This is a genomic window from Sphingomonas sp. 35-24ZXX (genome assembly GCF_000786215.1).
Classification (GTDB): Bacteria; Pseudomonadota; Alphaproteobacteria; order Sphingomonadales; family Sphingomonadaceae; genus Blastomonas.
In genome coordinates, this window is the sequence record NZ_JROG01000003.1 from 58948 (window position 1) to 80268 (window position 21321).

27 protein-coding genes are annotated in these 21321 nt (G+C 64.5%); 11 read left to right on the plus strand and 16 right to left on the minus strand.

Annotation, left to right across the window (positions count from 1 at the left end):
* Window positions 1–152 precede the first annotated feature (152 nt).
* On the plus strand, window positions 153–560 hold the full coding sequence (locus LI72_RS02955) for a response regulator (RefSeq protein WP_052129458.1): 408 nt from the start codon (window positions 153–155) through the stop codon (window positions 558–560).
* Between the two features lie 47 nt (window positions 561–607).
* Here LI72_RS02955 and LI72_RS02960 read toward each other — a convergent pair whose 3' ends face one another.
* Together LI72_RS02960 and LI72_RS02965 are read right to left on the minus strand one after the other, a co-directional pair.
* Window positions 608–1696 (minus strand): PAS domain-containing protein, encoded by a 1089-nt coding sequence (locus tag LI72_RS02960; protein WP_052129459.1) that lies wholly within the window; start codon window positions 1694–1696, stop codon window positions 608–610.
* Between the two features lie 53 nt (window positions 1697–1749).
* A complete protein-coding gene (locus LI72_RS02965; protein ID WP_033924425.1) occupies window positions 1750–2487 on the minus strand; it encodes a Crp/Fnr family transcriptional regulator in 738 nt (245 codons plus the stop codon).
* A gap of 278 nt (window positions 2488–2765) precedes the next feature.
* Here LI72_RS02965 and LI72_RS02970 point away from each other — a divergent pair, with 278 nt between their 5' ends.
* Window positions 2766–4526: a class I adenylate-forming enzyme family protein gene (locus LI72_RS02970; protein WP_033924426.1), complete on the plus strand. Its 1761-nt coding sequence runs from the start codon at window positions 2766–2768 to the stop codon at window positions 4524–4526.
* 45 nt (window positions 4527–4571) lie between these two features.
* Here the strand turns inward: LI72_RS02970 and LI72_RS18875 are convergent, their stop codons facing one another.
* Window positions 4572–5315, minus strand: coding sequence for a hypothetical protein (locus tag LI72_RS18875; protein ID WP_052129461.1), 744 nt, complete (start codon window positions 5313–5315; stop codon window positions 4572–4574).
* Between the two features lie 139 nt (window positions 5316–5454).
* On the opposite strand from LI72_RS18875, the gene LI72_RS02980 reads away from it, so the two are divergent.
* Genes LI72_RS02980 through LI72_RS03005 form a run of 6 tightly spaced genes read left to right on the plus strand, consistent with a single transcriptional unit; the run spans window position 5455 to window position 11637 of the window.
* Window positions 5455–6099 (plus strand): hypothetical protein, encoded by a 645-nt coding sequence (locus LI72_RS02980; protein WP_052129462.1) that lies wholly within the window; start codon window positions 5455–5457, stop codon window positions 6097–6099.
* Between the two features lies 1 nt (window position 6100).
* Entirely contained in the window at window positions 6101–7411 is a 1311-nt protein-coding gene (locus LI72_RS02985) for a DUF4350 domain-containing protein (protein ID WP_033924427.1), read from the plus strand.
* Window positions 7408–8364 (plus strand): AAA family ATPase, encoded by a 957-nt coding sequence (locus LI72_RS02990; RefSeq protein ID WP_033924428.1) that lies wholly within the window; start codon window positions 7408–7410, stop codon window positions 8362–8364. The genes LI72_RS02985 and LI72_RS02990 overlap by 4 nt, the downstream gene beginning before the upstream one ends.
* The gene (locus LI72_RS02995; RefSeq protein ID WP_033924429.1) at window positions 8361–9683 is read left to right on the plus strand and encodes a DUF58 domain-containing protein; all 1323 of its coding nucleotides are present in this window, start codon (window positions 8361–8363) and stop codon (window positions 9681–9683) included. The genes LI72_RS02990 and LI72_RS02995 overlap by 4 nt, the downstream gene beginning before the upstream one ends.
* Window positions 9680–10711, plus strand: a complete 1032-nt coding sequence (locus LI72_RS03000) for a stage II sporulation protein M (RefSeq protein ID WP_033924430.1) — start codon at window positions 9680–9682, stop codon at window positions 10709–10711. The genes LI72_RS02995 and LI72_RS03000 overlap by 4 nt, the downstream gene beginning before the upstream one ends.
* Window positions 10711–11637: an RDD family protein gene (locus LI72_RS03005; RefSeq protein ID WP_033924431.1), complete on the plus strand. Its 927-nt coding sequence runs from the start codon at window positions 10711–10713 to the stop codon at window positions 11635–11637. Before LI72_RS03000 ends, LI72_RS03005 begins: the two co-directional genes overlap by 1 nt.
* Before the next feature lie 19 nt (window positions 11638–11656).
* Here the strand turns inward: LI72_RS03005 and LI72_RS03010 are convergent, their stop codons facing one another.
* The 4 genes from LI72_RS03010 to LI72_RS03025 form a co-directional block, all read right to left on the minus strand.
* Window positions 11657–11992 carry a hypothetical protein gene (locus LI72_RS03010; RefSeq protein WP_033924432.1) on the minus strand — a complete coding sequence of 112 codons (336 nt, stop codon included), beginning with the start codon at window positions 11990–11992 and terminating at the stop codon, window positions 11657–11659.
* A 107-nt stretch (window positions 11993–12099) separates the two neighbouring features.
* Window positions 12100–13629: an acyl-CoA carboxylase subunit beta gene (locus tag LI72_RS03015; protein WP_033924433.1), complete on the minus strand. Its 1530-nt coding sequence runs from the start codon at window positions 13627–13629 to the stop codon at window positions 12100–12102.
* Between the two features lie 48 nt (window positions 13630–13677).
* The gene (locus LI72_RS03020; RefSeq protein WP_052129463.1) at window positions 13678–14253 is read right to left on the minus strand and encodes a peroxiredoxin; all 576 of its coding nucleotides are present in this window, start codon (window positions 14251–14253) and stop codon (window positions 13678–13680) included.
* A 106-nt stretch (window positions 14254–14359) separates the two neighbouring features.
* Window positions 14360–15121: a glycerophosphoryl diester phosphodiesterase membrane domain-containing protein gene (locus LI72_RS03025; protein ID WP_033924434.1), complete on the minus strand. Its 762-nt coding sequence runs from the start codon at window positions 15119–15121 to the stop codon at window positions 14360–14362.
* 108 nt (window positions 15122–15229) lie between these two features.
* Between LI72_RS03025 and lipB the strand changes: the two genes are divergently transcribed.
* Both lipB and LI72_RS20255 read left to right on the plus strand, forming a co-directional pair.
* The gene (gene lipB, locus LI72_RS03030; protein ID WP_052129464.1) at window positions 15230–15940 is read left to right on the plus strand and encodes a lipoyl(octanoyl) transferase LipB; all 711 of its coding nucleotides are present in this window, start codon (window positions 15230–15232) and stop codon (window positions 15938–15940) included.
* 2 nt (window positions 15941–15942) lie between these two features.
* Window positions 15943–16251, plus strand: coding sequence for a hypothetical protein (locus LI72_RS20255; RefSeq protein WP_197051792.1), 309 nt, complete (start codon window positions 15943–15945; stop codon window positions 16249–16251).
* A gap of 40 nt (window positions 16252–16291) precedes the next feature.
* Here the strand turns inward: LI72_RS20255 and queC are convergent, their stop codons facing one another.
* The 3 genes from queC to hslO form a co-directional block, all read right to left on the minus strand.
* The gene (queC, locus tag LI72_RS03040; RefSeq protein ID WP_197051794.1) at window positions 16292–16975 is read right to left on the minus strand and encodes a 7-cyano-7-deazaguanine synthase QueC; all 684 of its coding nucleotides are present in this window, start codon (window positions 16973–16975) and stop codon (window positions 16292–16294) included.
* Between the two features lie 175 nt (window positions 16976–17150).
* Window positions 17151–17567: a hypothetical protein gene (locus LI72_RS03045; RefSeq protein ID WP_033925225.1), complete on the minus strand. Its 417-nt coding sequence runs from the start codon at window positions 17565–17567 to the stop codon at window positions 17151–17153.
* Between the two features lie 168 nt (window positions 17568–17735).
* A complete protein-coding gene (gene hslO, locus LI72_RS03050) occupies window positions 17736–18632 on the minus strand; it encodes an Hsp33 family molecular chaperone HslO (RefSeq protein ID WP_033924436.1) in 897 nt (298 codons plus the stop codon).
* 117 nt (window positions 18633–18749) lie between these two features.
* Here hslO and LI72_RS18880 point away from each other — a divergent pair, with 117 nt between their 5' ends.
* On the plus strand, window positions 18750–19259 hold the full coding sequence (locus LI72_RS18880; RefSeq protein WP_156139461.1) for a hypothetical protein: 510 nt from the start codon (window positions 18750–18752) through the stop codon (window positions 19257–19259).
* 33 nt (window positions 19260–19292) lie between these two features.
* On the opposite strand, the gene LI72_RS03060 is transcribed toward LI72_RS18880, so the two are convergent.
* The 6 genes from LI72_RS03060 to LI72_RS03085 are packed head-to-tail and all read right to left on the minus strand — an operon-like array spanning window position 19293 to window position 21292.
* Entirely contained in the window at window positions 19293–19712 is a 420-nt protein-coding gene (locus LI72_RS03060) for a SufE family protein (RefSeq protein ID WP_033924437.1), read from the minus strand.
* A gap of 52 nt (window positions 19713–19764) precedes the next feature.
* Entirely contained in the window at window positions 19765–20004 is a 240-nt protein-coding gene (locus tag LI72_RS03065; protein WP_017670897.1) for a hypothetical protein, read from the minus strand.
* A gap of 51 nt (window positions 20005–20055) precedes the next feature.
* A complete protein-coding gene (locus tag LI72_RS03070; protein ID WP_033924438.1) occupies window positions 20056–20325 on the minus strand; it encodes a hypothetical protein in 270 nt (89 codons plus the stop codon).
* Between the two features lie 31 nt (window positions 20326–20356).
* The gene (locus LI72_RS03075; protein WP_033924439.1) at window positions 20357–20617 is read right to left on the minus strand and encodes a hypothetical protein; all 261 of its coding nucleotides are present in this window, start codon (window positions 20615–20617) and stop codon (window positions 20357–20359) included.
* Window positions 20618–20648: 31 nt separating this feature from the next.
* On the minus strand, window positions 20649–20918 hold the full coding sequence (locus tag LI72_RS03080; protein WP_231562345.1) for a hypothetical protein: 270 nt from the start codon (window positions 20916–20918) through the stop codon (window positions 20649–20651).
* A 53-nt stretch (window positions 20919–20971) separates the two neighbouring features.
* Entirely contained in the window at window positions 20972–21292 is a 321-nt protein-coding gene (locus LI72_RS03085; RefSeq protein ID WP_033924441.1) for a hypothetical protein, read from the minus strand.
* Window positions 21293–21321: the final 29 nt, after the last annotated feature.

Here is a 21321-nt window from a genome sequence, read left to right on the forward strand (position 1 = left end):
GTGGAAACAGATCACCGCGCGTTGCGGTGGATCGAGCGCGTCGATTAACATGCATCAACTTATCGATGAAACTTTATGCCGCACCGGTGGTTTTATCTTTCGAGTGCCGCCCATTGGGGGACGCACCAGACCAAATTGGAAACGTAACCGCCATGCCCGCCCGGATCCTCATCGTTGAAGACGAGTTTCTCGTCGCACTCGACATGCAGGTCGGGCTGGAAGACGCGGGCCACGAGGTTGTCGGTGTTGCCGACGACTGGAAGTCGGCGATGCGTCTGGCAGAACGCAGCCCCAGCGTCGCTCTGGTCGATATCAACCTGTGCGATGGCGCGACTGGACCCTCGATTGGCGCCTGGCTGGGGCAGGACATCGGCTGCACGGTAATTTTCGTGACCGCCAATCCGCGCCAGATCGACGTTCCGATCCCCGGAGCGTTGGGCGTGATGATCAAGCCGGTCGATAGCCGCCAGGTCGTCGAGGCCGTCAGCTTTGCGGCGGCAGCCCGTCAAGGTCTGCCGACACCCACGCCGCCTGCCTGCCTGATGCTGCTGTCGTCCTGATGGGGGCAAGCCGGCGATTTGCAACTTCGCAAATCGTGCTTCGTTTCCTAGACTGGAGCGCCATCTGCGCGCTTGAGCCGGCTCGCCGAAATCCGCATATCGACGCGCAATCCCTCCGGCAGCCAATGTCGCTCGATCCCGCCAGCCAGCTGCTGGGTGACGGCCAGCTGTACCAGCCGCGTGCCGAAGCCCGTTTCCGCCGGCTCGCCAGCAAGGGGAGGGCCATGGCGTTCGATCCAGTTCACCTGCACGTCATCGCCCACCTGCGCCACCTCGATGGCCACGGTGCCAATGTCTGATGACAAAGCCCCGTATTTTGCCGAATTGGTCGCAAGCTCGTGGAACACCAGGGCGATCGGCGTCGCGCTGCGATCATCGATGTCAGGATCATCGCCGGTGATCGTCAATCGGCCTTCGCCCAGCGCCGGATAGGCGCTCAGAATTTCGCCGAGCAATCCGCGCAGCGTGGACGCGACCGAGACCGGGCGGGATTGTTCGCTGTGCGGGCGGGCGAATTCGTGTGCACGGCCGAGGGCCGCGATACGATCCTGCAGTTCCTCCGCCAGCGGGCGCAACTGCGGGCTTTGCCGGGCGGACATGCCGATCAAACCGTTGATGACGGCGAAAATGTTCTTGATCCGGTGGCTCAGCTCCCGGCTCAGAATCTCGTTTTCCTCCATCATCATCTTGGATTCGTGGATGTCGGTGCAGGTGCCGATCCAGCGAACGATGGTTCCGGCCTCGTTGCGCAACGGCAGCGCACGGCCCAGAGTCCAGCGATATTCGCCGCTGTGATGCCGCAGCCGGTAGGTGATTTCATAGGGATCGCCGGTCTCGAGCGAGTGGCGCCAGACGCTCCAGGCAAATTGCTGATCGTCGGGATGGAACACGTCGTTCCAGCCTTCGCCGTCGGTCGAACCGTCGGGGACACCGGTAAACTCGTACCAGCGCGCATTGTAATAATCGTGGAAGCCGTCGGGCAGTGTCGACCAGACCATCTGCGGCATGGCGTCGGTGAGGATGCGGAAGGCGGAATTCATCCGCTGCAGCGTATCGCGCGCGGCAACGACGCCATCGTCATCGGCGACCGGCGAACCAATACCGAAGGCGCGCGACAGAAAATCAAGGTCAGACATGGGCCAGCTTTCTAGCGGACTCGTCCGCACTATGACAGTCGGTTGCTCGAGGCTCACGCTCTGGCGGCGGGAAACCAGCTGGTGTCGATCGCGCTGAAGCGATCGACGAAGCGGGAAATCTCGATCAGCCGGGGTTCGTCCAGCAGGGTGACGGTGCTGCGATTGCGGGTAATCAGCTTTTCCTCGGTCATCTGCCGGATCAGACGGTTCACATGGACCTGCGTCAGCCCCACGGCATCGCCCAGATCGCTCTGAGTCAGCGGGATGCGGACCACGGGATTGCTCTCGCCGCTGACAGCCCGCATGCGGGCCGCGATCGAGAGAAACAGGTTGGCGAGCCGCGCCTTGCCTTCGCTCCGGCCAATCGCCCGCAGCCGATCGGCCAGATCGATGCTTTCCATCTGGCTCATCGAAAAGAACAGCGCGGCCAGCCTGGGGTGATGGATGAAGGTCTCGCCCAGAGCCTTGCGGGGAAACCGGCAGACGACCATGTCGGTCGCTGCGACGATGCTGGATGCGGCATCGCGAAAGGCAATTCCCGCAGCGCCGATCAGATCGCCCGAAAAATGGAACCGCAGAATCTGGCGCTTGCCATTGGGCGGGCGCGTCTCGGAATGGGCCCAGCCATGGTGCACGATCAGCAGCTCGGACACATCATCACCCTCCTGCCACAGCACGCTGCCTGATGGATATTCCTTGGGATCGCGCTCGAGCGCGGAGACGGCTTTCATCTCTCCAGCGGTCAGCGCAAGATAGCGGTTGAGCCGGACGACGAAACAACTGTCTGACATGGCCGGGCTCCTGCAACAAACACCATCCGGCAGGCCCGCCGGGATGCTGACAATTTCCAAACGCTTCTGGTCCTCGGCCGCTAGGCTTTAGGACGGCACCGACTAATTATCCAGCAAATTCATAATATTAACATATGTTATCAACTGGCGGTGCCAAGCTAGGAGTCTGTACGCCCGGCCCTGGAAAACGATCCGCAAAATCAGCCATTGCACGCTGCGTGCAATTCCATAGGGTTGAGCCAACACCAAAAAAAACGCATAGAGAGGATCGCCTTATCATGACGCTCACCCAGAGCCTGACTGCCCCAGAGACGCTTGCCGACAGCTGGAGTGCGCCTGCGGGCTGGCCTGCCATGTCGCTCAAGCAGATCGAGGGGATGCTGTGCGCGCCGGGTCAGCCGTTCGAGATGGAAACCATCGTCATCGATGGCATTGCCACGCGCTGCTGGAAGAACGCACCGCCCAGCCTGGCGGCACTGGCGCAGGTGGCGCGGATGCACGGCGACAAGACCTTCATCGTCTACGAGGACGAGCGCGTCAGCTACGACGCCTGGTTCCGCGCCGCCGCTACGCTGGCGCATCACCTGCAGGCTGCAGGAATCGGCAAGGGCGACCGGGTGGCGCTGGCGATGCGCAACCTGCCCGAATGGCCGGTGGCGTTCTTTGCCATCGTCAGCATCGGCGCGATTGCGGTGCCGCTCAATGCCTGGTGGACGGGCGCCGAACTGGCCTATGGTCTCGCTGATTCCGGCGCGAAGCTGCTGATTGCCGATGCCGAACGGCTGGACCGGATCGCCCCGCACCTGGGCGAGCTCTCCGCCTTGGAAGCGATGCTGATCAGCCGCAGCCTTGGGGATCTGGCCGCGCCTGCTTCGCGTCTTGAGGATATCATCGGCGCGCCGCCCGCTTATGCGGCGCTGGCGGCGGCCGAGCTGCCGGTGGTGGACATCGCCCCCGACGATGCCGCGACGATCTTCTACACCTCGGGTACCACCGGCAACCCCAAGGGGGCGTTGGGCAGCCACCGCAACATGACCACCAACATCATGACTTCTGCCTATGCCGGGGTACGATCGTCGCTGCGCCGCGGCGAAGCGCCGCCCGCGCCTGAACCTGCGGTGATGCTCACCGTCATTCCGCTGTTCCACGTCACCGCCTGCAGCGCAGGGATGACCGGCATCATGTTCAGCGGATCGACCATGGTGTTCATGCACAAATGGGATGCGCAAAAGGCGCTGCAGATCATCGAGCGGGAACGTGTGACAGCCACCGGCGGCGTTCCGACCATCGCCTGGCAGCTGATCGAGCATCCCGATCGCGACAAATACGACCTGTCGTCGCTCAAGTCGATTTCCTACGGCGGCGCGCCCTCCGCGCCCGAGCTGGTCCGCAAGATCCGCGAAGTGTTCGGCGCATTGCCTGGCAATGGCTGGGGCATGACCGAGACGATGGCGACGGTGACCAGCCACACAGCAGAGGATTATCTCAACCGGCCCGACAGCTGCGGCCCTGCGGTGCCCGTGTGCGACCTCAAGATCATGGACGCCGATGGCCTGACCGAGATGCCTGCGGGCGAAGTGGGCGAGCTCTGGGCGCGGGGCCCGCAGATCGTGAAGGGATACTGGAACAAGCCGGAGGCGACAGCGGCCACCTTCGTCGATGGCTGGGTGCGTACCGGAGATCTGGCGCGGATCGACGAAGAGGGCTTCTGCTACATCGTCGATCGCGCCAAGGACATGATCATCCGCGGCGGCGAGAACATCTATTCGTCCGAGGTCGAGAACGTGCTGTACGACCACCCCGCCGTCACCGATGCGGCGTTGATCGGCCTGCCGCACCGCACCTTGGGCGAAGAGCCCGCCGCCGTCGTCCATCTCGCGCCGGGAACCAGCGCGAGCGAGGCGGAGCTGCAGGCCTGGGTGCGCGAACGGCTGGCCGCGTTCAAGGTGCCGGTCAGGATCGTGTTCTGCCACGAAACGCTGCCGCGCAATGCCAATGGCAAGATCCTCAAGAAGGATCTCGCGGGCCTGTTTGGCTGAACTGCTGGTCCGGGGCCGGGCGAGGGCCTGGCCCCGGATTGCGCTTTACGCGAACACGCTGGCGAGATCCTCGCTGCTTGCGCCTTCCCGGGTTCCGCGCAGTTCGATGTAAACGGCGGCAATCCCCGCCGAGCCGACGGCGGCGCTCGCAGTGCTCAGCAAGGCGCTGCTGACCACGGTCAGCGAATCGCTGATCATCGAGATCACGCCGATCGGGATGGCGATGATGAAGCTGAACACGAAAAACACGATGATCAGCCCCAGCAGCCTCAGCCGCGAACCCTTGGTCAGCGCCGCGCTGCGGCCAAGCGCCTCGAACACGCCCAGATTTTCGACCATCAGTGCGGGCACGGCCACCATCCACATCAGGTAGAGGATGATGCCGGGGATGATCAGCAGCACCAGGCCCAGGCTGATGCCCACGGCGACGACGATCCCCAGCCCGATCAGCGGAAGCAGTTTCGACACTGCTCGCCCGACACATTCGCCGAAGTTGACCGGACGGCCTGCCAGGTCGTTGGCAGATGCCACGATCAGCGACGCCTGAAGGATGATCGACAGGAACAAGAAGACGAAATAGCCGATGATACTGCTGATAATTCCACCGGGGTTGGCGAACACCGTCGTCGGGTCCGCCGGTGCTGCGGGGAAGGCCATGCCGACCCCGACCTGCGGCAGCCCGACAATCACGAGCGATAGCCCCAGAAACAGGGCGGGGTTCCGGGCGATGACCCCGAACGTATTGGAAAACACATTGGATATGCTGAACTCGGCGGGCTGGCTGGCCATATCAATTCTCCCGGATGAATGTCCCAAGCGACCGGATCTGGTTTTGCGCAGAGCCTAACAGGTACGCGCAGGTCGTCCAGTGCGCTTCGTCACGCAAATCGCCTTGCCCCGTCCTCTCGCTTCTGCGATCAAACCGGCTGTGACTGCTGGCCCGGCCCTTACTGCACCCCGCCGCGATGGCTTTGATGCAGCCTATGATCAGGTGCGCGGCGATAGCGATATCCAGTTCGCCCCCAGCTTTGCCAAACCCCCCGATCCGCCGCCCGCGTGGTGGGAGGATGTCACCCGATGGCTGGGCGATGTGCTGGAGCCGGTGCTGCAGGTTCTTGCCGCCGCGTGGCCGTGGCTCAGCAAGCTGCTGCTGGTGGCGCTTGTCGTTGGCGTGATCGCTCTGCTCTGGGTGATCCTGGCGCCGTATATTGCCGACTGGCGCGAACGCCGCGCCGCCGCTGTGCCGGACTGGGCCCCGGACAAGGCGCAAGCGCGCGTCCTGCTCGAAGAGGCCGATCGGCTGGCAGCCGAGGGCCGGTTCGATGAGGCGGCGCATCTGCTGCTGTATCGCTCGATCGAGGACATCGCTGCCACGCGGCCCGATCTGCTGCGGCCATCGACCACCGCGCGCGAAGTCAGCGCGTTCGAGGCGCTGTCACAGCGCGCGCGCCAGGCGTTCGGCGTGATCGCAGGCCATGTCGAGGCGAGCTTCTTCGCGCGCCGCCCGCTCGATCGCAGCGCGTGGGACAGCTCGCGCGAAGCCTATCGCGCATTCGCGCTGGACGGCGGCTGACATGGCGGAAGCCGGCACCAGCGCCAACCCCTTCGCCCGCGGCACCGTGCTGCTGATGGTCGCCATCGGGTTCGCGGCATTTGTGGCATTGCTCTATGCGATCGGCGCGGGCGGAGCGCTTCGGCCGGGCAACAACGGCCAGGCGCATGGCGCATCATCGGGCGCGATCGGCTATTCGGCGCTGGGGCGGTTGCTCGAGCAAACCGGCACCCCCGTGCGCTATGGGCGCGGCCCGGATGCGCTGCAGCAGCAGGATCTGCTGATCGTGACGCCACAGCTGTCTTCCGATCCCAAGGAGTTGGCGGCCCTCGTCAACCAGCGCGCCTTTACCGGCCCCACCATCATCATCCTGCCCAAATGGCAGGCCAGCCCGATCCAGGGGTTCAAGACCGGTTGGGTCCAGCTCGATTCCCCGTTCGTGGCGATACAGAGCCCGCAGCTTCTGGCACAGCTGCTTCCCGTCAAGACACGGCTGGAAGGGGTCGATGATACGCTCGCCACGAAAATGCTTGTCCAGCCCGAGACGCCCGAGCAGCAGGCTGCCTTGATCCGGCAGGCGCTCAAGGCGCGCGTCACGATCACCGGCGACAGGCTGAAGACCGTGCTCGCCGACGCGCCAACCGGCCGTGCGCGCGTGGCAGTGATCGAGGACGGCGGCTGGTATCCTTCGCTCGACGCCAATGCACCGGCCGAGCCGGGCCCCGGCGTGCAGCAGGGGCGCTATCCGGTGGTCATCGTGGCCGATGCCGATCTGATGAACAACCTGAGCCTCGCCAACCGCAAGACGGCGGCGCAGGCGTTGCAGATCATCGATGCGGCCTGGTCTGGTGGCGGTGAAGGGGTGGTGTTCGACCTCACCCAGAACGGCCTGGGCGCATCGGAAAACCTGCTCTCGGTTGCATTCCGCCCGCCCTTTGTGGGCGCGGTGGCGAGCCTTTTGCTGGCGGCGATCGCCTTTGGCTGGATGGCGTTCTTCCGCTTTGGCCCGCCAATGTCCGAGGAGCGTCCGTTCGGCTTCGGCAAGACCGCGCTGGTCAAGGGCAGCGCCGGCCTGATCCGACGCCTGGGACGCGATCATCTGACCGCAAGCGCTTATGCCGACCTGCAACGCGATCGCGCGGCGCGCGCGCTGGGCCTGCCACCCTCGCTGCCACCGCCTGAGGTCGATGCCCGGCTGGCGCTAGTGCCTGCCGATGGGGAGGGCCGCAACTACGAGACACTGATCGAAACCATGCGCACGGCGCGCGACCGGCCCGCGATCGCGGCCGCCGCCCGCGCGCTCTACCGATGGAAAAAGGAACGGATGGGATGAACATGGCCGATATCAACGCGCTGGGAGACCGCATCCGCGCCGAAATGGCCAAGGCGATCATCGGCCAGGACGAGATTGTCGATCACCTGCTGATCGCGCTGTTCTCGTCGGGTCATGTGCTGCTGGAAGGGCCACCGGGCACCGCCAAGACCTTCATGGCGCAGTGCTTTGCCGCGTGCCTGTCGCTCGATTTCGGGCGCATCCAGTTCACCCCCGATCTGATGCCTGGCGACATCATCGGCTCGAACCTCTTCAACTTCCAGACCAGCCAGTTCACGCTGACCCGCGGCGCAATCTTCACCGATCTGCTGCTGGCGGACGAGATCAACCGCACCCCGCCCAAGACCCAGGCTGCGCTGCTCGAGGCGATGCAGGAGCGCAGCGTGACGCTGGATGGCACCCGCCATGCCTTGTCACCACATTTCATGGTGGTTGCGACGCAGAACCCGATCGAGCAGCAGGGCGTGTACCCGTTGCCCGAAGCGCAGCTCGACCGCTTTCTGTTCAAGCTGCTGGTCGGCTATCCCGATGCGGCAGAAGAGGCGCGGATCGTTGCCGAATATGGCAGGCGCAGCGGCATGCAGCGCCCGCAGGCGTTCGATATCCAGCCGCAGGTGACATCCGACGAGCTGACCGCGGCGCGCGCTGCAGTGGCGGACGTCAAGCTGGTCGACGAGGTGGTTGCCTATATCGTGCGTCTGGTGCGCGCGACGCGCGAGACCGCGGATTTCGAAAGCGGGGCAAGCCCGCGTGCGGCGATCATGCTCGCCAATGCGGCGCGGGCGCGGGCCGCGCTGCTGGGGCGCGATTACGTGATCCCCGATGACGTCAAGCAGCTCGCCGCATCGGTGCTGCGCCACCGCACCTTGCTGTCGCCCGCGGCAGAGATCGAGGGCCGCCGGGTCGAGACGATCGTCGCCGATCTGGTCGAACGGACCGAGGCGCCGCGTTGATCGGAGCCTATCCCAGTCTGCGCGGCGGCCTGCTGATTGCCGCCGGTGCGCCGCTGGCGATCCTGCTGACGGCGTTCGCGCCCGGGCTGTGGGCGCTGGGACCGGCCTGGTCGGCGTCGGTGCTGCTGCTGGCAGTGCTCGATTCCCTGATTGCCGGGCGTGCGCGCGACATCCGGCTGATTGTCCCGGCCAGCAGCGAACTGGGGCAGGATGTGCAGATCGGCGTCGAGGGGGCGTTGACATCGCAGGTGCCGATCCGGCGTGCCGAAGCGAGCATCGCGGTGGCAAGCCGGATCGTTCCGGGCGGACGCGGCTTTTCCGTTCTGACTGCGGACCGAGCGGCAGGGCACGTGCGGGGGACCATCGCACTCAGCCCGGCGCGGCGCGGAACTCTGGTGATCGAAACATTGTGGGTCCGCTGGCAGGGTCCGCTCGGGCTCGGCTGGCGACAGGAAAGACGCGCGAGCGGCGAAAGCACCGCGATCCTGCCCGACATTGCGGCGGTTCGCGCACCCGCCTTGCAGCTCTTCATCCGCGACGCGGTGTATGGAATCCTCGCCCGCCCGATCCGAGGCGAAGGCAGCGAGTTCGAGGCTCTGGTCGAATATCAGCCGGGGTTCGATCGCCGCGCGATCGACTGGAAAAGCTCTGCGCGCCATTCCAAGCTGCTCGCCCGCGAATATGATACCGAGCGCAACAACCAGATCGTGTTCGCGCTCGATTCCGGGTCGGACATGTGCGAGCCGGTCGCGGGCCTGCCGCGTATCGACCGGGCGGTGTCGGCGGCGCTGCTGACCAGCTATGTGGCGCTCAAGGCGGGCGACCAAGTGCGATTGTTCTCGTTCGCAGCCCGGCCAGAGCGCGCCACGCCGTTCGTCTCGGGCAGCCGCAACTTCTTCCGCCTGCAGTCCGAGGCTGCCGGAATCGACTACCGGTTCGAGGAAAGCAACTACACTCTGGCGCTGTCGACGCTCGCTGCGCAGCTCCAGCGGCGCTCGCTGATCGTCGTGTTCACCGACTTTACCGACCCCACCAGCGCCGAGCTGATGCTCGAATCGGTCGGGCGGCTGATCGATCGGCACCTGCTGCTGTTCGTCGCGATGGAAGATGAGGAACTGCTGGGCATCGTCGACCAGCCACCTGAAACCAGCGAAAGCGTGGCGCAGAGCGTCGCGGCAGCCAGCCTGCTGGCGCAGCGACGGCTGGTCATCACGCGGTTGCGGCATCTGGGGGTCGAGGTGATCGAGGGGCGGCATGACGAGATCGGCACGCGGTTGATGAACGCCTATCTCAAGATCAAGCGCCGGGGGCAGCTGTGACCGGCGCGGCGCAGCCATTGCGCGGCGAACAGGCGGTGGCGGCCGCAGTGCTGCGCAGCGATCGCTTCCGGCTGGAGCGCGAAGGCGATTGGCAGCGGCTCGACGCGATGGTCACGGCGATGGAAAAGGGGCGGCTGAAGAAGCTGTCCGATGATGACGTCATGGCGTTGCCGGTGCTGTACCGCAATCTGCTCTCGAGCCTGTCGATCGCACGCGAAAGCTCGCTCGACGCCGGGCTGATCGCCTATCTCGAATCGCTGACGTTGCGGGCGTATTTCATCGTCTATGGCACGCGCACCACCTTTGGCGGCTGGTGCCGCAGCTTCTTCGGCGGCGGTCTGAGCCGTGCGGTGCGTGCGGTGGGAGTGGATATTCTCGTTGCGCTGGCGGCAATGGTGATCGGTGCGATGCTGGGCTTCTGGCTGGTCGACGCCGACCCGCAATGGTATTTCCGGCTGGTACCCGCGCAGTTCAGCGACGTGCGCGTGCCGGGGGCCTCGCGCGAGGCCCTGCTCGGTACGCTGTTCGGCAAGGCCGAAGGCGAAGGGCTTTCGGTCTTTGCCGCCTATCTGTTCAACAACAATGCGCAGGTCGCGATCATGGCCTTCGCGCTGGGCTTTGCCTTTGGCGTGCCGACGCTGCTGCTGCTGGTGTACAACATGGTCGGCCTGGGCGCGATGCTGTGGGTCTTTGCCTCACGCGGGCTCACGGTGGAGTTCATCGGCTGGCTGTCGATCCACGGCACCACCGAGTTGCTTGCGATCCTGCTGGCAGGAGCAGCGGGGCTTCACATCGGGCGCGCTTTGGGCTTTCCGGGGCAGCGCAGCCATCTGGCGGCTCTCAGCGGGGCCGGGCGCACCGCCGCGCAAGTCATGGCGGGGGTCATCGTCATGCTGATCTGCGCGGGGTTGCTCGAAGGCTTTGCCCGCCAGCTCGTCCAGTCGACCGCGATGCGCTATGCCATCGGCTACGGCGTGCTGGCGCTGTGGCTTTCCTATTTCTTCGCTTTTCGCCCGAGGCGCAGCTGATGGCCCGCGCCGCCAACTTGGGTCGCAGCCGCGGCACCGATGCCAAGCTGCGGCGGACACTGGTCACGCCGGAAGGTGTCGCGCTCGACATCGCCGTCGCGCCGGCGAGCGCGCGGATTGGTGCGCTGTTCATCGATCTGACCGCGCTGTTCGGTCTGTTCCTGGCGTTCGTACTGACGATCCTGCTGCTCGCCTGGGCCTATTCGCGCGCCGGGCTGCCGGCCGTGTCGGATGGCGTGATGAACTTTCTGTTCGTGCTGTTCATCATCGGCACGTTTCTGGCGCGCAATGCCTATTTCCTGTTCTTCGAACTGGGCCAGCGCGCGGCGACCTGGGGCAAGAGGTCGGTGGGAATCCGCGTCGCCGCGCGTGACGGCGGCAGGCTGACGGCAGAAGCGGTGATCGCGCGCAATCTGCTGCGCGATATCGAGATGTTCCTGCCGTTGATGTTCATGACATCGGGCGGGGTGCAGGGCACGCTCAGCGAATTTGCCGCCTGGTCGGGGATCTTGTGGGTGGGGATATTCCTCGCCTTTCCGCTGCTCAACAAGGACCGGCTGCGCTGCGGCGATCTGATCGCGGGAACCTGGGTGGTGCAGGCCCCCCGGGCGACGCTGGGAGAGGTGGTCGCGACAGGCGCTGCGGCGAGCCCTGGCGCAGAACAGCTTTCACCCGACCGCTATCGGTTCGAGGAGGCCGAGCTTTCGGTCTATGGCGAGTATGAATTGCAGATGCTGGAGCAGGTGCTGAGGACCGGCAATCCCGAAGCGATGGACACCGTCGCCGCGACCATCTGCGGCAAGATCGGCTGGACGCCGCCGGTCGGCGATGAACGCGCTTTTCTGGAGGCCTATTACACGCAATTGCGCGCCCGGCTCGAACGCGCAATGCGGTTCGGTCGGCGACGCGCGGACAAGAACAGTTGATGAGACGACCTGCCGCCTGTCAGGCGGCGCCGATCAGCCCCGTGACGGCTTCAGCAGTCGGGGGACGCAGGGTCCGCATCGCCTGCTCGGGATCGCCGAGGATCGCCTTGGCAACTTGGCGCGCGAACTTGTCGAGCGTCTGCGGCAATTCTGCTGCGGACGCAGCCTTGGCCAGGCTCTCCATCGCTCCGCTGGTGGCGGTGGGGCGGTTGATCAGATTGATCACGCCTTCACCGGTCGATCGGCTGGGGGCCGGATCGGTGTTCCGCGGCGCGACGTCGTTCGCCTGATAATTGGGACGGATATACACCGTCCGCATGGTGGGCGAGCCCGGGGGGTCTGAATTGTTGATCATGGCACTGGTCCTGATAAAGTTCCTGACTGACAATGCCATCGTGTGCGTTAAGACAGGCTTCAGGGAGATGGCGTGCGCCGCGTTAAGCATATCGCAAGCGGTGCGCCTTATGCCCGACCTGCCGAAAGTCTTGTCCAGGCCAGATCCGCGAACTCGCATAATAACGGCCGAGTTTCGCGCGGATCAATGATATCTTCGACGGCAAAATGCTCGGCGCTGCGAAACGGGCTGCGAACCTTGTTCAGCCGCGCGCGGATGGCAACAAGATGCGCCTGCGGATCGGCACTGGCTTCCAGTTCGGACTTGTAGGCGACCTCCACGCCGCCCTCGATCGGCAGCGAGCCCCAATCGCCGCTCGGCCAGGCAAAGCGATACTGGAAGCGCTCGGCATTCGACATCGCCGATCCCGCAATCCCGTAAGCGCGGCGGACGATCACCGAGGCGAGCGGCACCCTGGCACGATAGATCGCGTTCATCGCGTTGACGCCATAGCGGATTGTCCCTGCGCGCTCGGCATCCGCTCCGATCATGAAACCGGGATTGTCGACGAGATGGACGATCGGCAGGCGGAACTGATCTGCCAGCTTGACGAAACGCTCCGCCTTTTCGCTGGTCTTGGCCTCCCACGACCCGCCCAGAAAGCTGGGGTCGCTGGCCAGTACCGCGACCGGCCAGCCATTGAGCCGGGCAAAGGCGGTGATCACCGCACGTCCCCAGCGCCGACCCATCTCGAACACGCTGCCGTGATCGAACACTTGGGTGAGCACCCGGCGCATCGCGTAGACCTGAGCCGGGTCACGGGGAACGACGGAGAGCAGTGCCTCTTCCCGGCGATCGACGGGATCGCTGCAGGGCGTTCGCGCGGCCAGGCTGTCGATTGAGGAGGGCAGGTAGGAGAGAAACCTGCGGGCGACGGCAAAGGCGTCGGCTTCGCTCGCCACCTCTTCATCGACGACGCCATTGCGGCAGTGGATCTCGGTGCCGCCCAGCTGTTCCTTGTCGACCGTCTCGCCGATCGCGGCCGCGACGGCGGGACCGGCGGCGAACAGCTGGGAGAGGCCCTTGACCATCACCGAATAATGGCTGGCAACCGTGCGGGCCGCCCCCAAACCGGCGGTGGGGCCGAGCGCCAGCGCCACGACCGGCACGGTTTCCAGGTTGGTGACGATATGATCCCAGCCCGGCACCATCGGAACGTAAGTATAGCCCATGGTCTCGAGCGTCTTGACCGATCCGCCGCCACCGGTGCCGTCGATCATCCGCACAAGAGGCAGGCGCAGCTCGTGCGCCATCGCCTCGCACTGGACGAACTTGCGGTGGAGGGCAGCGTCGGCCGAGCCACCGCGTACGGTGAAGTCATCGGCGCTGGCGACGATCGCCCGCCCGTCAATATCGCCCCGCCCGAAGATGAAGTTGGACGCGGCAAAGTCTGCCAGATCGCCTTGCGCATCATAGCTGCCACGGCCCGCGATCTTGCCGATCTCGCGAAAGCTGCCCGGGTCGAGCAGGCCATCGAGCCGGGCGCGCGCATCCATCTTGCCGCGCGCATGCTGCCGCGCGACCTTCTCTTCCCCGCCCATGTTGTCTGCCAGCGCGCGGCGCCGGTTCAGCTCGTCGATCTCGTCCTGCCAACTCATGCCCCGACGCTAGCGCGCGCCGGGGGCGGGGTCACGCAGGAAAAAGGATCAGCCCTTCTTGCCCTTTGCCATCGACTGGACGGCGCCCAGCGTCAGCTTGACGTGATCGCGATAGTCCATGTCGTCATGCACGAAGGTCACGCGGCCATTGGGCGCGACAACCATGCTGGTGCGTCTGGTCATGTTGGGGCGACCTGCCAGACCCACGCCATAGGCCTGGATCATCTGCGGGGTGGCCTGTGCCACAGTGAACTTGCTCTGGCAGGCTTCGGTCGAGAACTTCTTGAGCTCGTCGATGCCGTCGGCGGACAGGCCGATCACGGTCGCGCCGGCCTTCTTGAAATCGGCCATGCGGGTGGCGAACTCGTGCGCTTCTGCGGTGCAGCCGCTGGTGAACGCCTTGGGGAAGAAATACAGCACCACCGGGCCCTTCTTGAGCTCGCTGGCCAGGCTGAGCTTGTAGGCCTTGCCCGCCTTGGCGCCGGTGGTCGTGAACATCGGGGCCTTGCCGCCGATGGCGATCTTGCCGGCATCCGCGGCATAGGCCGGGGCCTCGGTCAACACTGCGGCGGAGCCTGCTGTCAGGGCGAGAACGGCGAGAGGAAGAGCAACCTTGGCGCGCATGAGTGTGACCCCTTTGTTTGGCGATAGTCGCAACTTAGGCGCGCGTCGCCGAATTTCCAGACGCATCGCCGGGTTTTCCGCCGTCAACGCATCCTGCAAATGCCGATCAGCTGAATTCGCGCGCGATATCCTCTGCATCGGGCCCGGCAATCTGGCGATAGATCGCGGCATAGATGCACACCATCAGCACCGTCAGCAGCATGCTCAGCACCGCATCGACCAGGGTCGTCAGCGTATCGGCTATGTCGCCAGCCATCCCCAGCCGGATCACCAGCCCGAAAACCGTGACGCTGGTGATGTAGACGAAGAACCCAGTCACCGCGACGACGATCAGAAACATCAGGATGCGGCCGCTATTGCCCTTGGTCAGCGCCCACGAACGCCGCAGCGGCGCCGTGATGCCGTGCTTGCGCTCTGCCACCATCACCGGACCGGCGACGATCAGCTTCACGAAGATATAGATGCCCGGCAGAATGAAGGCGAGCGACCCCAGAAAGGTGAGCACCCCACTGAGCACGCCCATTGCGTAATAGGGCAGGATGATCGCCAGGCCGCGCCGCATCGCTTCGCCGACATTGGGCCGCGTGCGATCAAGCATCAGTACCAGCATGACGATGCTCGCAAAACCATTGAGCAGCCCGATCAGCACGATCCAGATGATGTTGTCCGAATAGAACTGCTGGAAATTCTGATAGATGACCTCGAATGTCGCGTCCGCCGGGGCCGCCGGTTGCGGCGAAAAGAACGCGAACGCGAGGCTCGGCAGCAGGATGAACACCCCCGCCACGCTGAGCAGCAGCTCGCGATTGGCGCGGAAAAGCTGCATCACGTCGTTCCAGCAGGCGGAAAGGTCTAGCTTGCGGGTCATGGCGGGATTGGCCTCACGGACTAAAGCGACTAAAGCCGTGCGCTAAACGGCACAGGGGCCCCGCGCAAGGCATTTGGCTGCGGCGCCCCCGGCAGAAGGCACAGCGCAATGGCATTGGCAGGCAGTTTGGCAGAGACACCCGCAGGCATTCCCGACACGCCCGAGTGGCGCATCACGGCTGGTCATGCGGATTATCCGCAGGCGCTGGCCGAGATGGAGGCGCGCAATACCGCGATCGAACGCGGCGAGGCGGGCGAGCTGCTCTGGCTGCTCGAGCACCCACCGCTGTACACCGCCGGGACCAGCGCCGATCCTGCCGAATTGCTCAGCCAGCAGTTTCCCGTGTTCGATACTGGGCGCGGTGGGCGCTATACCTATCATGGGCCGGGCCAGCGGGTCGGCTATGTGCTGCTCGACCTGCGCAAGCGCGGCAAGGATGTGCGCTGCTTTGTCCATGCCGTCGAAGGCTGGGTGATTGCCGCGCTCGCGGATCTGGGCGTTGCCGCGCGCCGGGCGGAAGGGCGCGTCGGTATCTGGACCGACAACCGGGCAGGGCAGGAGGCCAAGATCGGCGCGATCGGCGTCCGCGTGCGTCGCTGGGTGACGATGCATGGCTTTGCGGTCAACGTGAACCCGGATCTGACGCATTTCGGCGGCATCGTGCCGTGCGGGATTGCCGAATATCCGGTGACCAGCCTGGCCGACCTCGGCATTGCCGCGAGCATGGCCGATCTCGACGCCGCGCTGGCGCGCCATGCCACCGGCTTTCTTGCAGCGCTGGGCGGGACGTGCCAAGGGCTGGGCGAAGCGAAGGAATGACGATGACGCGGATGCCTATCAGGACCGGGATTATGCTCGCGCTGGCAGGGCTGGCGCTGGCGGGATGCGAGCAGAAGAGCGCAGACGGTGCCGCCGTGGCCCAGGGGCGCGCGCCCGAAGGCACAATCAGCGACGAACTGCCCGATCTTGAACTGCTGCCCAATGATGCGCCGCTGGCCGATCCGGCAGACCTGCCGCCGGTTCCGGGGGCAGCGCCGCTCGTGCCGCCCACCGAGGCTCCGGCTGCAGCCGCACCGGCGCCTGCGCCCGCTCCGGCAGAACCTGCGCTCGAAGGTTCGATCGCGGAATAATCTTTCGTTTGCCCCGGCGTTTCGCCGGAGGACGCAGGCATCAGGCGGCGTAGACCGTCGGATCGACCAGCCCGGCATCGGCAAAGCCCTGTTTGCGCAGGCGACAGCTGTCGCACAGGCCGCAGGCCTTGCCCTCGGGCGTCGGATCGTAGCACGACCAGCTCATTCCGGGATCGAGCCCCAGCCGGGCTGCCTCGGCTGCGATCTCGGCCTTGCCCAGAAACTGCAGCGGCGCGTGGATGGTGAACGGCTCGCCCTGATCGCCAGCCTTGGTGGCAAGGTCTGCCAGCCGCTCGAAGCCCTGGATGAACTCGGGCCGGCAATCGGGATAGCCCGAATAATCGAGCGCATTGACGCCGATGAAGATGTCGCGCGCGCCGAGCGCTTCGGCCCAGCCCAGCGTCAGCGACAGGAAGATCAGGTTGCGTGCGGGCACGTAGGTCACCGGAATGTCGGTGCCGACCCCGGTCTTGGGCACGGCGATATCGTCGGTCAGCGCCGATCCACCGAACTGGCGCAGGTCCAGCGGCAGGATGATGTGCCGCACCGCGCCGATATGCTCGGCGATGGTCCTCGCTGCCTCGATCTCCACCCGGTGGCGCTGATTATAGTCGATCGTCAGCGCGGCAACGGCAAAGCCTGCTTCCTGCGCGCGCGCGGCGGACACCATGGAATCAAGGCCGCCCGAAAGCAGGACGACAGCGGTTTTCTGGGGCTGGATCATGCGCTTTCGCATATTGCGCCGCGCCATCGCGGGCAAACCAAAAAATCGGGCCGCTCGGACATGTCCGGCGGCCCAGGGAGGTCTTGCGACCTGAATGGAGGAAAGCGTACCGAATCCGGCACGCCCCGGTCATAACCCGCGCGTGGTTAAGAAAGCGTGCACCCTCCCGGGCGCATCAGCCGCCGCAGGTTCCCGCGTACCGGGCTTCCTTCGCGAAGGCGAACGGCGAGTTATGGGCAATGCCCTGCGAATCGATCTGGATCAGCCCGCGGCCTTCATATTTGATGGTGGTGCGACCGGAGCCGCCGCCGGGGCAGCGATAGGTCACGGTGACCTCGTTGGGTTCGTCGGAGACTACGAAGCGGCTGCACTGGATGTCGCGGTGACCCAGCTGCAACAGCTTGCGCGGATCGCGCACGCACACCTTGTCGGTGGCATCGCTGCTGCCGCGTTCCTTGAGGTTCCAGAGGCCGGGCTGCACCTTGTTGAGCATCGCGAGTTCAGGGGCCTGCGCGGGGGACGAGACCGACGCGAACACGAGCGCGCCCAGCGGCAGGGCAATCCATTTCAGGCGAAGGGGAAATGCAGTCATGCGGGTAACCTTATCGTTGATCCCCGCCGGCGATGCGGCAGGGACAGTCATTGGCTTGCGACCCGATTCAGGTTTCTTGCCCCAGGCAATAGGGATGTCTTACGGGCAGATCGTGGCAAAATCACCCGGCAATTATGGCGGGTTTGCGGCCCCGTGCGATGACCGCGATCACAGCCCTGCGGGCGGCTCGATATGAAACGCGCGCGAGCAGAAGGCGCAATCGACCACGATCGTGCCGGTGTCACCGACCATTTCGGCCTGTTCTTCGGGCGGAAAGCGCCCGATGACATCGCGGATATGGTCTATATTGCAGCGGCATCCCTTGACCAGCGCCACGCCATCGGTGGCGCGGATCTCGTCTTCCTCGTGAAACAGCCGCCACAGAATGTCGCGCCCGCTCAACTCCGGGTCGAGCAGTTCGGAATGCTTGAGCGTACCCGACAGCACCGAGATATGCTCCCACTGCGGGTGGTCGAGCCGAACGTGCAGCCGCTCGCGTCCTTCCTCGCCTTCGGGGAGGTGCTGGATCAGATAGCCCGCGCTGCGGCAGCCGGTGGCGTCGCTCTCGATCGCGATGCGGATCATCGTCGGCACCTGTTCGGACTGGCTGAAATAGCTCTCGCACGCCTGTGACAGTGAATCGCCGTCGAGCGGAACGATGCCCTGGTAGCGGCCCTTGCCAAAGCTCTGGTCGAAGGTCATCGCCAGATAACCCTTGCCGAACAGCGCGAACAGCGAGGGATTGGCCCCCAGCCGCGCCAGCCGCTCGGCATCGAAGCGCACATGCCCGCGCAGCTCTCCGCCGCGATAATCCACCACCAGCAACTCGACGATGCCGCCTTCGGTCTGCGCCTGGATGGTGACCTGGCCGCCATCCTGCTTCATCAGCGAGCCGATGAGTGCGGCGAGCGTGATCGCCTCGGCCAGCACCAGCTTGATGCAGGTGGGATAATCGTGCGCGGCGAGAATCTCGCGCAGCACGCTGTCCAGCCGCACGAAACGGCCGCGCGCATCCTGGCCGGGGAGGGTGAAATGGACGGGCAAGGCTTCGAAAGGTGAGGTCATGCGCCGCTATATGGTGCGGGCAGGGGCTGGCGTCAAACCTGTGTTCCGAGAGCTGCCCTTCCTTGCCATTGCCTATGGGACAGGTGCATCTGTTCCATCGCGGCTGGGGAGGACAGAATGAAAACCATATGGATGAGCGCGCTTGTGCTGGGATCGATCGTTTTGAGCGGCGCAGGGCCCGCAAACCAGAGCACGGTACAGGACACCGCAGCATCTCGCTTTGAAGCCATGACAGGACTGGTCGGCGTATGGCGCCGGGCCGACAAACCCGATTCTCCCTTGCGGATACGGTTCTCGTTGACGGCGGGTGGTACGGTTCTGGTCGAAGAATGGCTGCGACGCGATCAGCCGCATTCGTTGACGCTGTACCATCGCGATGGGTCAGATCTGCTGGCGACCCATTACTGCCCTCAAGGCAACCAGCCGCGACTGGTTGCATCGACGGCCCATGCGGCAGACGCTCTCGTTTTCAAGTTTCGCGACGCCACAGACCTGGACGCGCAACACGAGTCTCATCTGGTGGAACTTGGGTTCGAGCTTTCGGCTCCCGATCAGATGAAGCGATCCGAAATCTATCGGCAAAATGGAGCAGACGAAGCGTCCGAACTGCACCTGGTCCGCGAGTGACGAAATTGCCGAGCCGTTGAAGCCCGCGGCAGCCTAACCCGTGTACCGTCCCGCCGTCTCCCGGATCAGCGCGATCATGTTCGGGATGCCCTGCGTGCGGTTGGACGAGAGCTGGTTCTTCAGATCGAACGGGGCGAGTGCGCCTTCGATATCGGCGCTTGCAACCTCGGCGGGCGCCTTGTCCTGCACGCTGAGCAATACAAGCGCGATGATGCCCTTGGTGATCGCAGCGTTGCTGTCGGCGAGGAAGTGGAGGCGATCATCGTCGGTGCGGGTGGGATAGACCCAGACCGAAGCGGAGCAGCCGCGGACCAACGTGGCATCGGTCTTGAGCGCATCGGGCATCGCGTCGAGCGTCTTGCCGAGGTCGATGATCAGCCGGTAGCGGTCGTCGGCATCGAGAAATTCGTATTCTTCGGCCAGATCGGCCAACTGGGGGGCTGTGCTGCTCATGGGCCGCAGATAGGGGCGCGGCGGGGGAAAGTCACCCCGCCGCGCGCTTTTGTTAGAGCTCGACGCCGGCGGCGATCGCTTCCAGCTTGCGGATGCGCTCCTTGAGATCGGCGATCTCGATCCGCGAATGGGTCGAGGGCGATCCGCCATCGTGCAGCGGGCCGTGCGATTCGATCTCGTGCCGCTTGAAGGCGAGCCATTCGCGCCAGCCGCGCAGCACGGTGGAGGAGACGAGGGCAATGCTCAGCAAGGCGCTGGTTGCCACGGTCATGTAGAGATAGGCGCTTTCCATGATAGTACCCTTTACGGCCCCCGCCGCCCGGTTGATGGTTCATGCGCCGCGTCAGCGGTCGCGCAGTTTCTCGATTTCAAGGCTGAGGTCGCTGGTCTGGCGCTGATCGGTGATCACGCGTTCCAGCACCTGCACCCGCTCCTTGAGGCCGCGCACTTCTTCGCGCAGCCGTGATGCTTCTGCGGTGTCGGCAGGCCGGGCGAGCTGCTCGTTGCCGTGCTCGTCTTCCAGGATGCCGTGCTTGGCCTTGTATCTGGCCTTCAGAACATTGCCGATCGTCACGATCAGAATGATGCCGATCACCATTTCAAACGGATTCATGATGTGATTTCCCTCAAAATCTCAAAACGTCTCAGGTCAGCTGCTTCTCGCGCAGATTCTCGATCTGCTGAGCCAGGTCGTCGCGGCCTCGGCCATCGGTGATGATCCGTTCCAGCGTCCGCAGGCGCTGTTCCATTCGATCATCGACGGGTGGTCTCGCGATTGCCTGAGCCTTGGCCAGCTCGATCTGCAGCTCCAGCGTCTTGCGCTGGTGCTTTGTCCAGATCGCCAGGCCGCCGAGCATAAACGGGGCTAGCGGGATCAGAACCAGAAGCGCGTCGGGATCGAACATTGGTATGCCCCCAGGTGTTAGAGTGTCAGTGTCAGTTGGCCCGTTTGTCGCGCAGCGCCTCGATCTCGTGGGTCAAGCGGTGCGCGTCATCGGTGACGATGCGCTCGACATTGCCCAGACGGTCCTTGATCGATCCCAGCTCGGCGCGCAGCTGGGCGTTTTCCTGGCTCAGCAGCTTGATCCGTTCGACCGATTCCTGATCGGTCTTGGGATAGATCGCCTTGCCCCAGCTGCTTTCGAGCGGATAGCCGTTCTTGATGCGCAACCAGGTTGTGGCAACCCAGCCAAAGGTGATCATCATGCAGCCCGCCACCATAACCGGTGCAAGAGCTTCAATGAGTGCCAGCTTTTCCATTATGCGCGGTCCTTTTCCACTCTCAGGCGTTCGATTTCATCGGCAAGGCGGCTGCTGGAGCTGTTGGCATCGGTGGCGATGCGTTCCAGCACCGCAATCCGTTCTTCCAGCCGTCCGATCTTGCCGGTTAACTGCTCGTTTTCATTGGTGAGCAGCGATATTTTTCGATCAGCGTCGGGATCGGTTCGTTCAATGACTTTGCCGGTCCACTGATCTTCCAGTGGATAGCCATGCTTGGCGCGGATCCAGGTGGTGAACACCCATGCGCTCATCGACAGCATGACAATCGCGATAACAAACCCTGGTCCACCCCAGCTCATGATACTCTCCTGAAGCCTTGTTGTTGGCG

Bases quoted from the DNA above. Each gene is read 5' to 3' on its own strand.
- LI72_RS02955 (WP_052129458.1), top strand. From the start codon at position 153: ATGCCCGCCCGGATCCTCATCGTTGAAGACGAGTTTCTCGTCGCACTC.
- LI72_RS02960 (WP_052129459.1), bottom strand. From the start codon at position 1,696: ATGTCTGACCTTGATTTTCTGTCGCGCGCCTTCGGTATTGGTTCGCCG.
- LI72_RS02965 (WP_033924425.1), bottom strand. From the start codon at position 2,487: ATGTCAGACAGTTGTTTCGTCGTCCGGCTCAACCGCTATCTTGCGCTG.
- LI72_RS02970 (WP_033924426.1), top strand. From the start codon at position 2,766: ATGACGCTCACCCAGAGCCTGACTGCCCCAGAGACGCTTGCCGACAGC.
- LI72_RS18875 (WP_052129461.1), bottom strand. From the start codon at position 5,315: ATGGCCAGCCAGCCCGCCGAGTTCAGCATATCCAATGTGTTTTCCAAT.
- LI72_RS02985 (WP_033924427.1), top strand. From the start codon at position 6,101: ATGGCGGAAGCCGGCACCAGCGCCAACCCCTTCGCCCGCGGCACCGTG.
- LI72_RS02990 (WP_033924428.1), top strand. From the start codon at position 7,408: ATGAACATGGCCGATATCAACGCGCTGGGAGACCGCATCCGCGCCGAA.
- LI72_RS03005 (WP_033924431.1), top strand. From the start codon at position 10,711: ATGGCCCGCGCCGCCAACTTGGGTCGCAGCCGCGGCACCGATGCCAAG.
- LI72_RS03010 (WP_033924432.1), bottom strand. From the start codon at position 11,992: ATGATCAACAATTCAGACCCCCCGGGCTCGCCCACCATGCGGACGGTG.
- LI72_RS03015 (WP_033924433.1), bottom strand. From the start codon at position 13,629: ATGAGTTGGCAGGACGAGATCGACGAGCTGAACCGGCGCCGCGCGCTG.
- LI72_RS03020 (WP_052129463.1), bottom strand. From the start codon at position 14,253: ATGCGCGCCAAGGTTGCTCTTCCTCTCGCCGTTCTCGCCCTGACAGCA.
- LI72_RS03025 (WP_033924434.1), bottom strand. From the start codon at position 15,121: ATGACCCGCAAGCTAGACCTTTCCGCCTGCTGGAACGACGTGATGCAG.
- lipB (WP_052129464.1), top strand. From the start codon at position 15,230: ATGGCATTGGCAGGCAGTTTGGCAGAGACACCCGCAGGCATTCCCGAC.
- LI72_RS20255 (WP_197051792.1), top strand. From the start codon at position 15,943: ATGACGCGGATGCCTATCAGGACCGGGATTATGCTCGCGCTGGCAGGG.
- queC (WP_197051794.1), bottom strand. From the start codon at position 16,975: ATGATCCAGCCCCAGAAAACCGCTGTCGTCCTGCTTTCGGGCGGCCTT.
- LI72_RS03045 (WP_033925225.1), bottom strand. From the start codon at position 17,567: ATGACTGCATTTCCCCTTCGCCTGAAATGGATTGCCCTGCCGCTGGGC.
- hslO (WP_033924436.1), bottom strand. From the start codon at position 18,632: ATGACCTCACCTTTCGAAGCCTTGCCCGTCCATTTCACCCTCCCCGGC.
- LI72_RS18880 (WP_156139461.1), top strand. From the start codon at position 18,750: ATGAAAACCATATGGATGAGCGCGCTTGTGCTGGGATCGATCGTTTTG.
- LI72_RS03060 (WP_033924437.1), bottom strand. From the start codon at position 19,712: ATGAGCAGCACAGCCCCCCAGTTGGCCGATCTGGCCGAAGAATACGAA.
- LI72_RS03065 (WP_017670897.1), bottom strand. From the start codon at position 20,004: ATGGAAAGCGCCTATCTCTACATGACCGTGGCAACCAGCGCCTTGCTG.
- LI72_RS03070 (WP_033924438.1), bottom strand. From the start codon at position 20,325: ATGAATCCGTTTGAAATGGTGATCGGCATCATTCTGATCGTGACGATC.
- LI72_RS03075 (WP_033924439.1), bottom strand. From the start codon at position 20,617: ATGTTCGATCCCGACGCGCTTCTGGTTCTGATCCCGCTAGCCCCGTTT.
- LI72_RS03080 (WP_231562345.1), bottom strand. From the start codon at position 20,918: ATGATGATCACCTTTGGCTGGGTTGCCACAACCTGGTTGCGCATCAAG.
- LI72_RS03085 (WP_033924441.1), bottom strand. From the start codon at position 21,292: ATGAGCTGGGGTGGACCAGGGTTTGTTATCGCGATTGTCATGCTGTCG.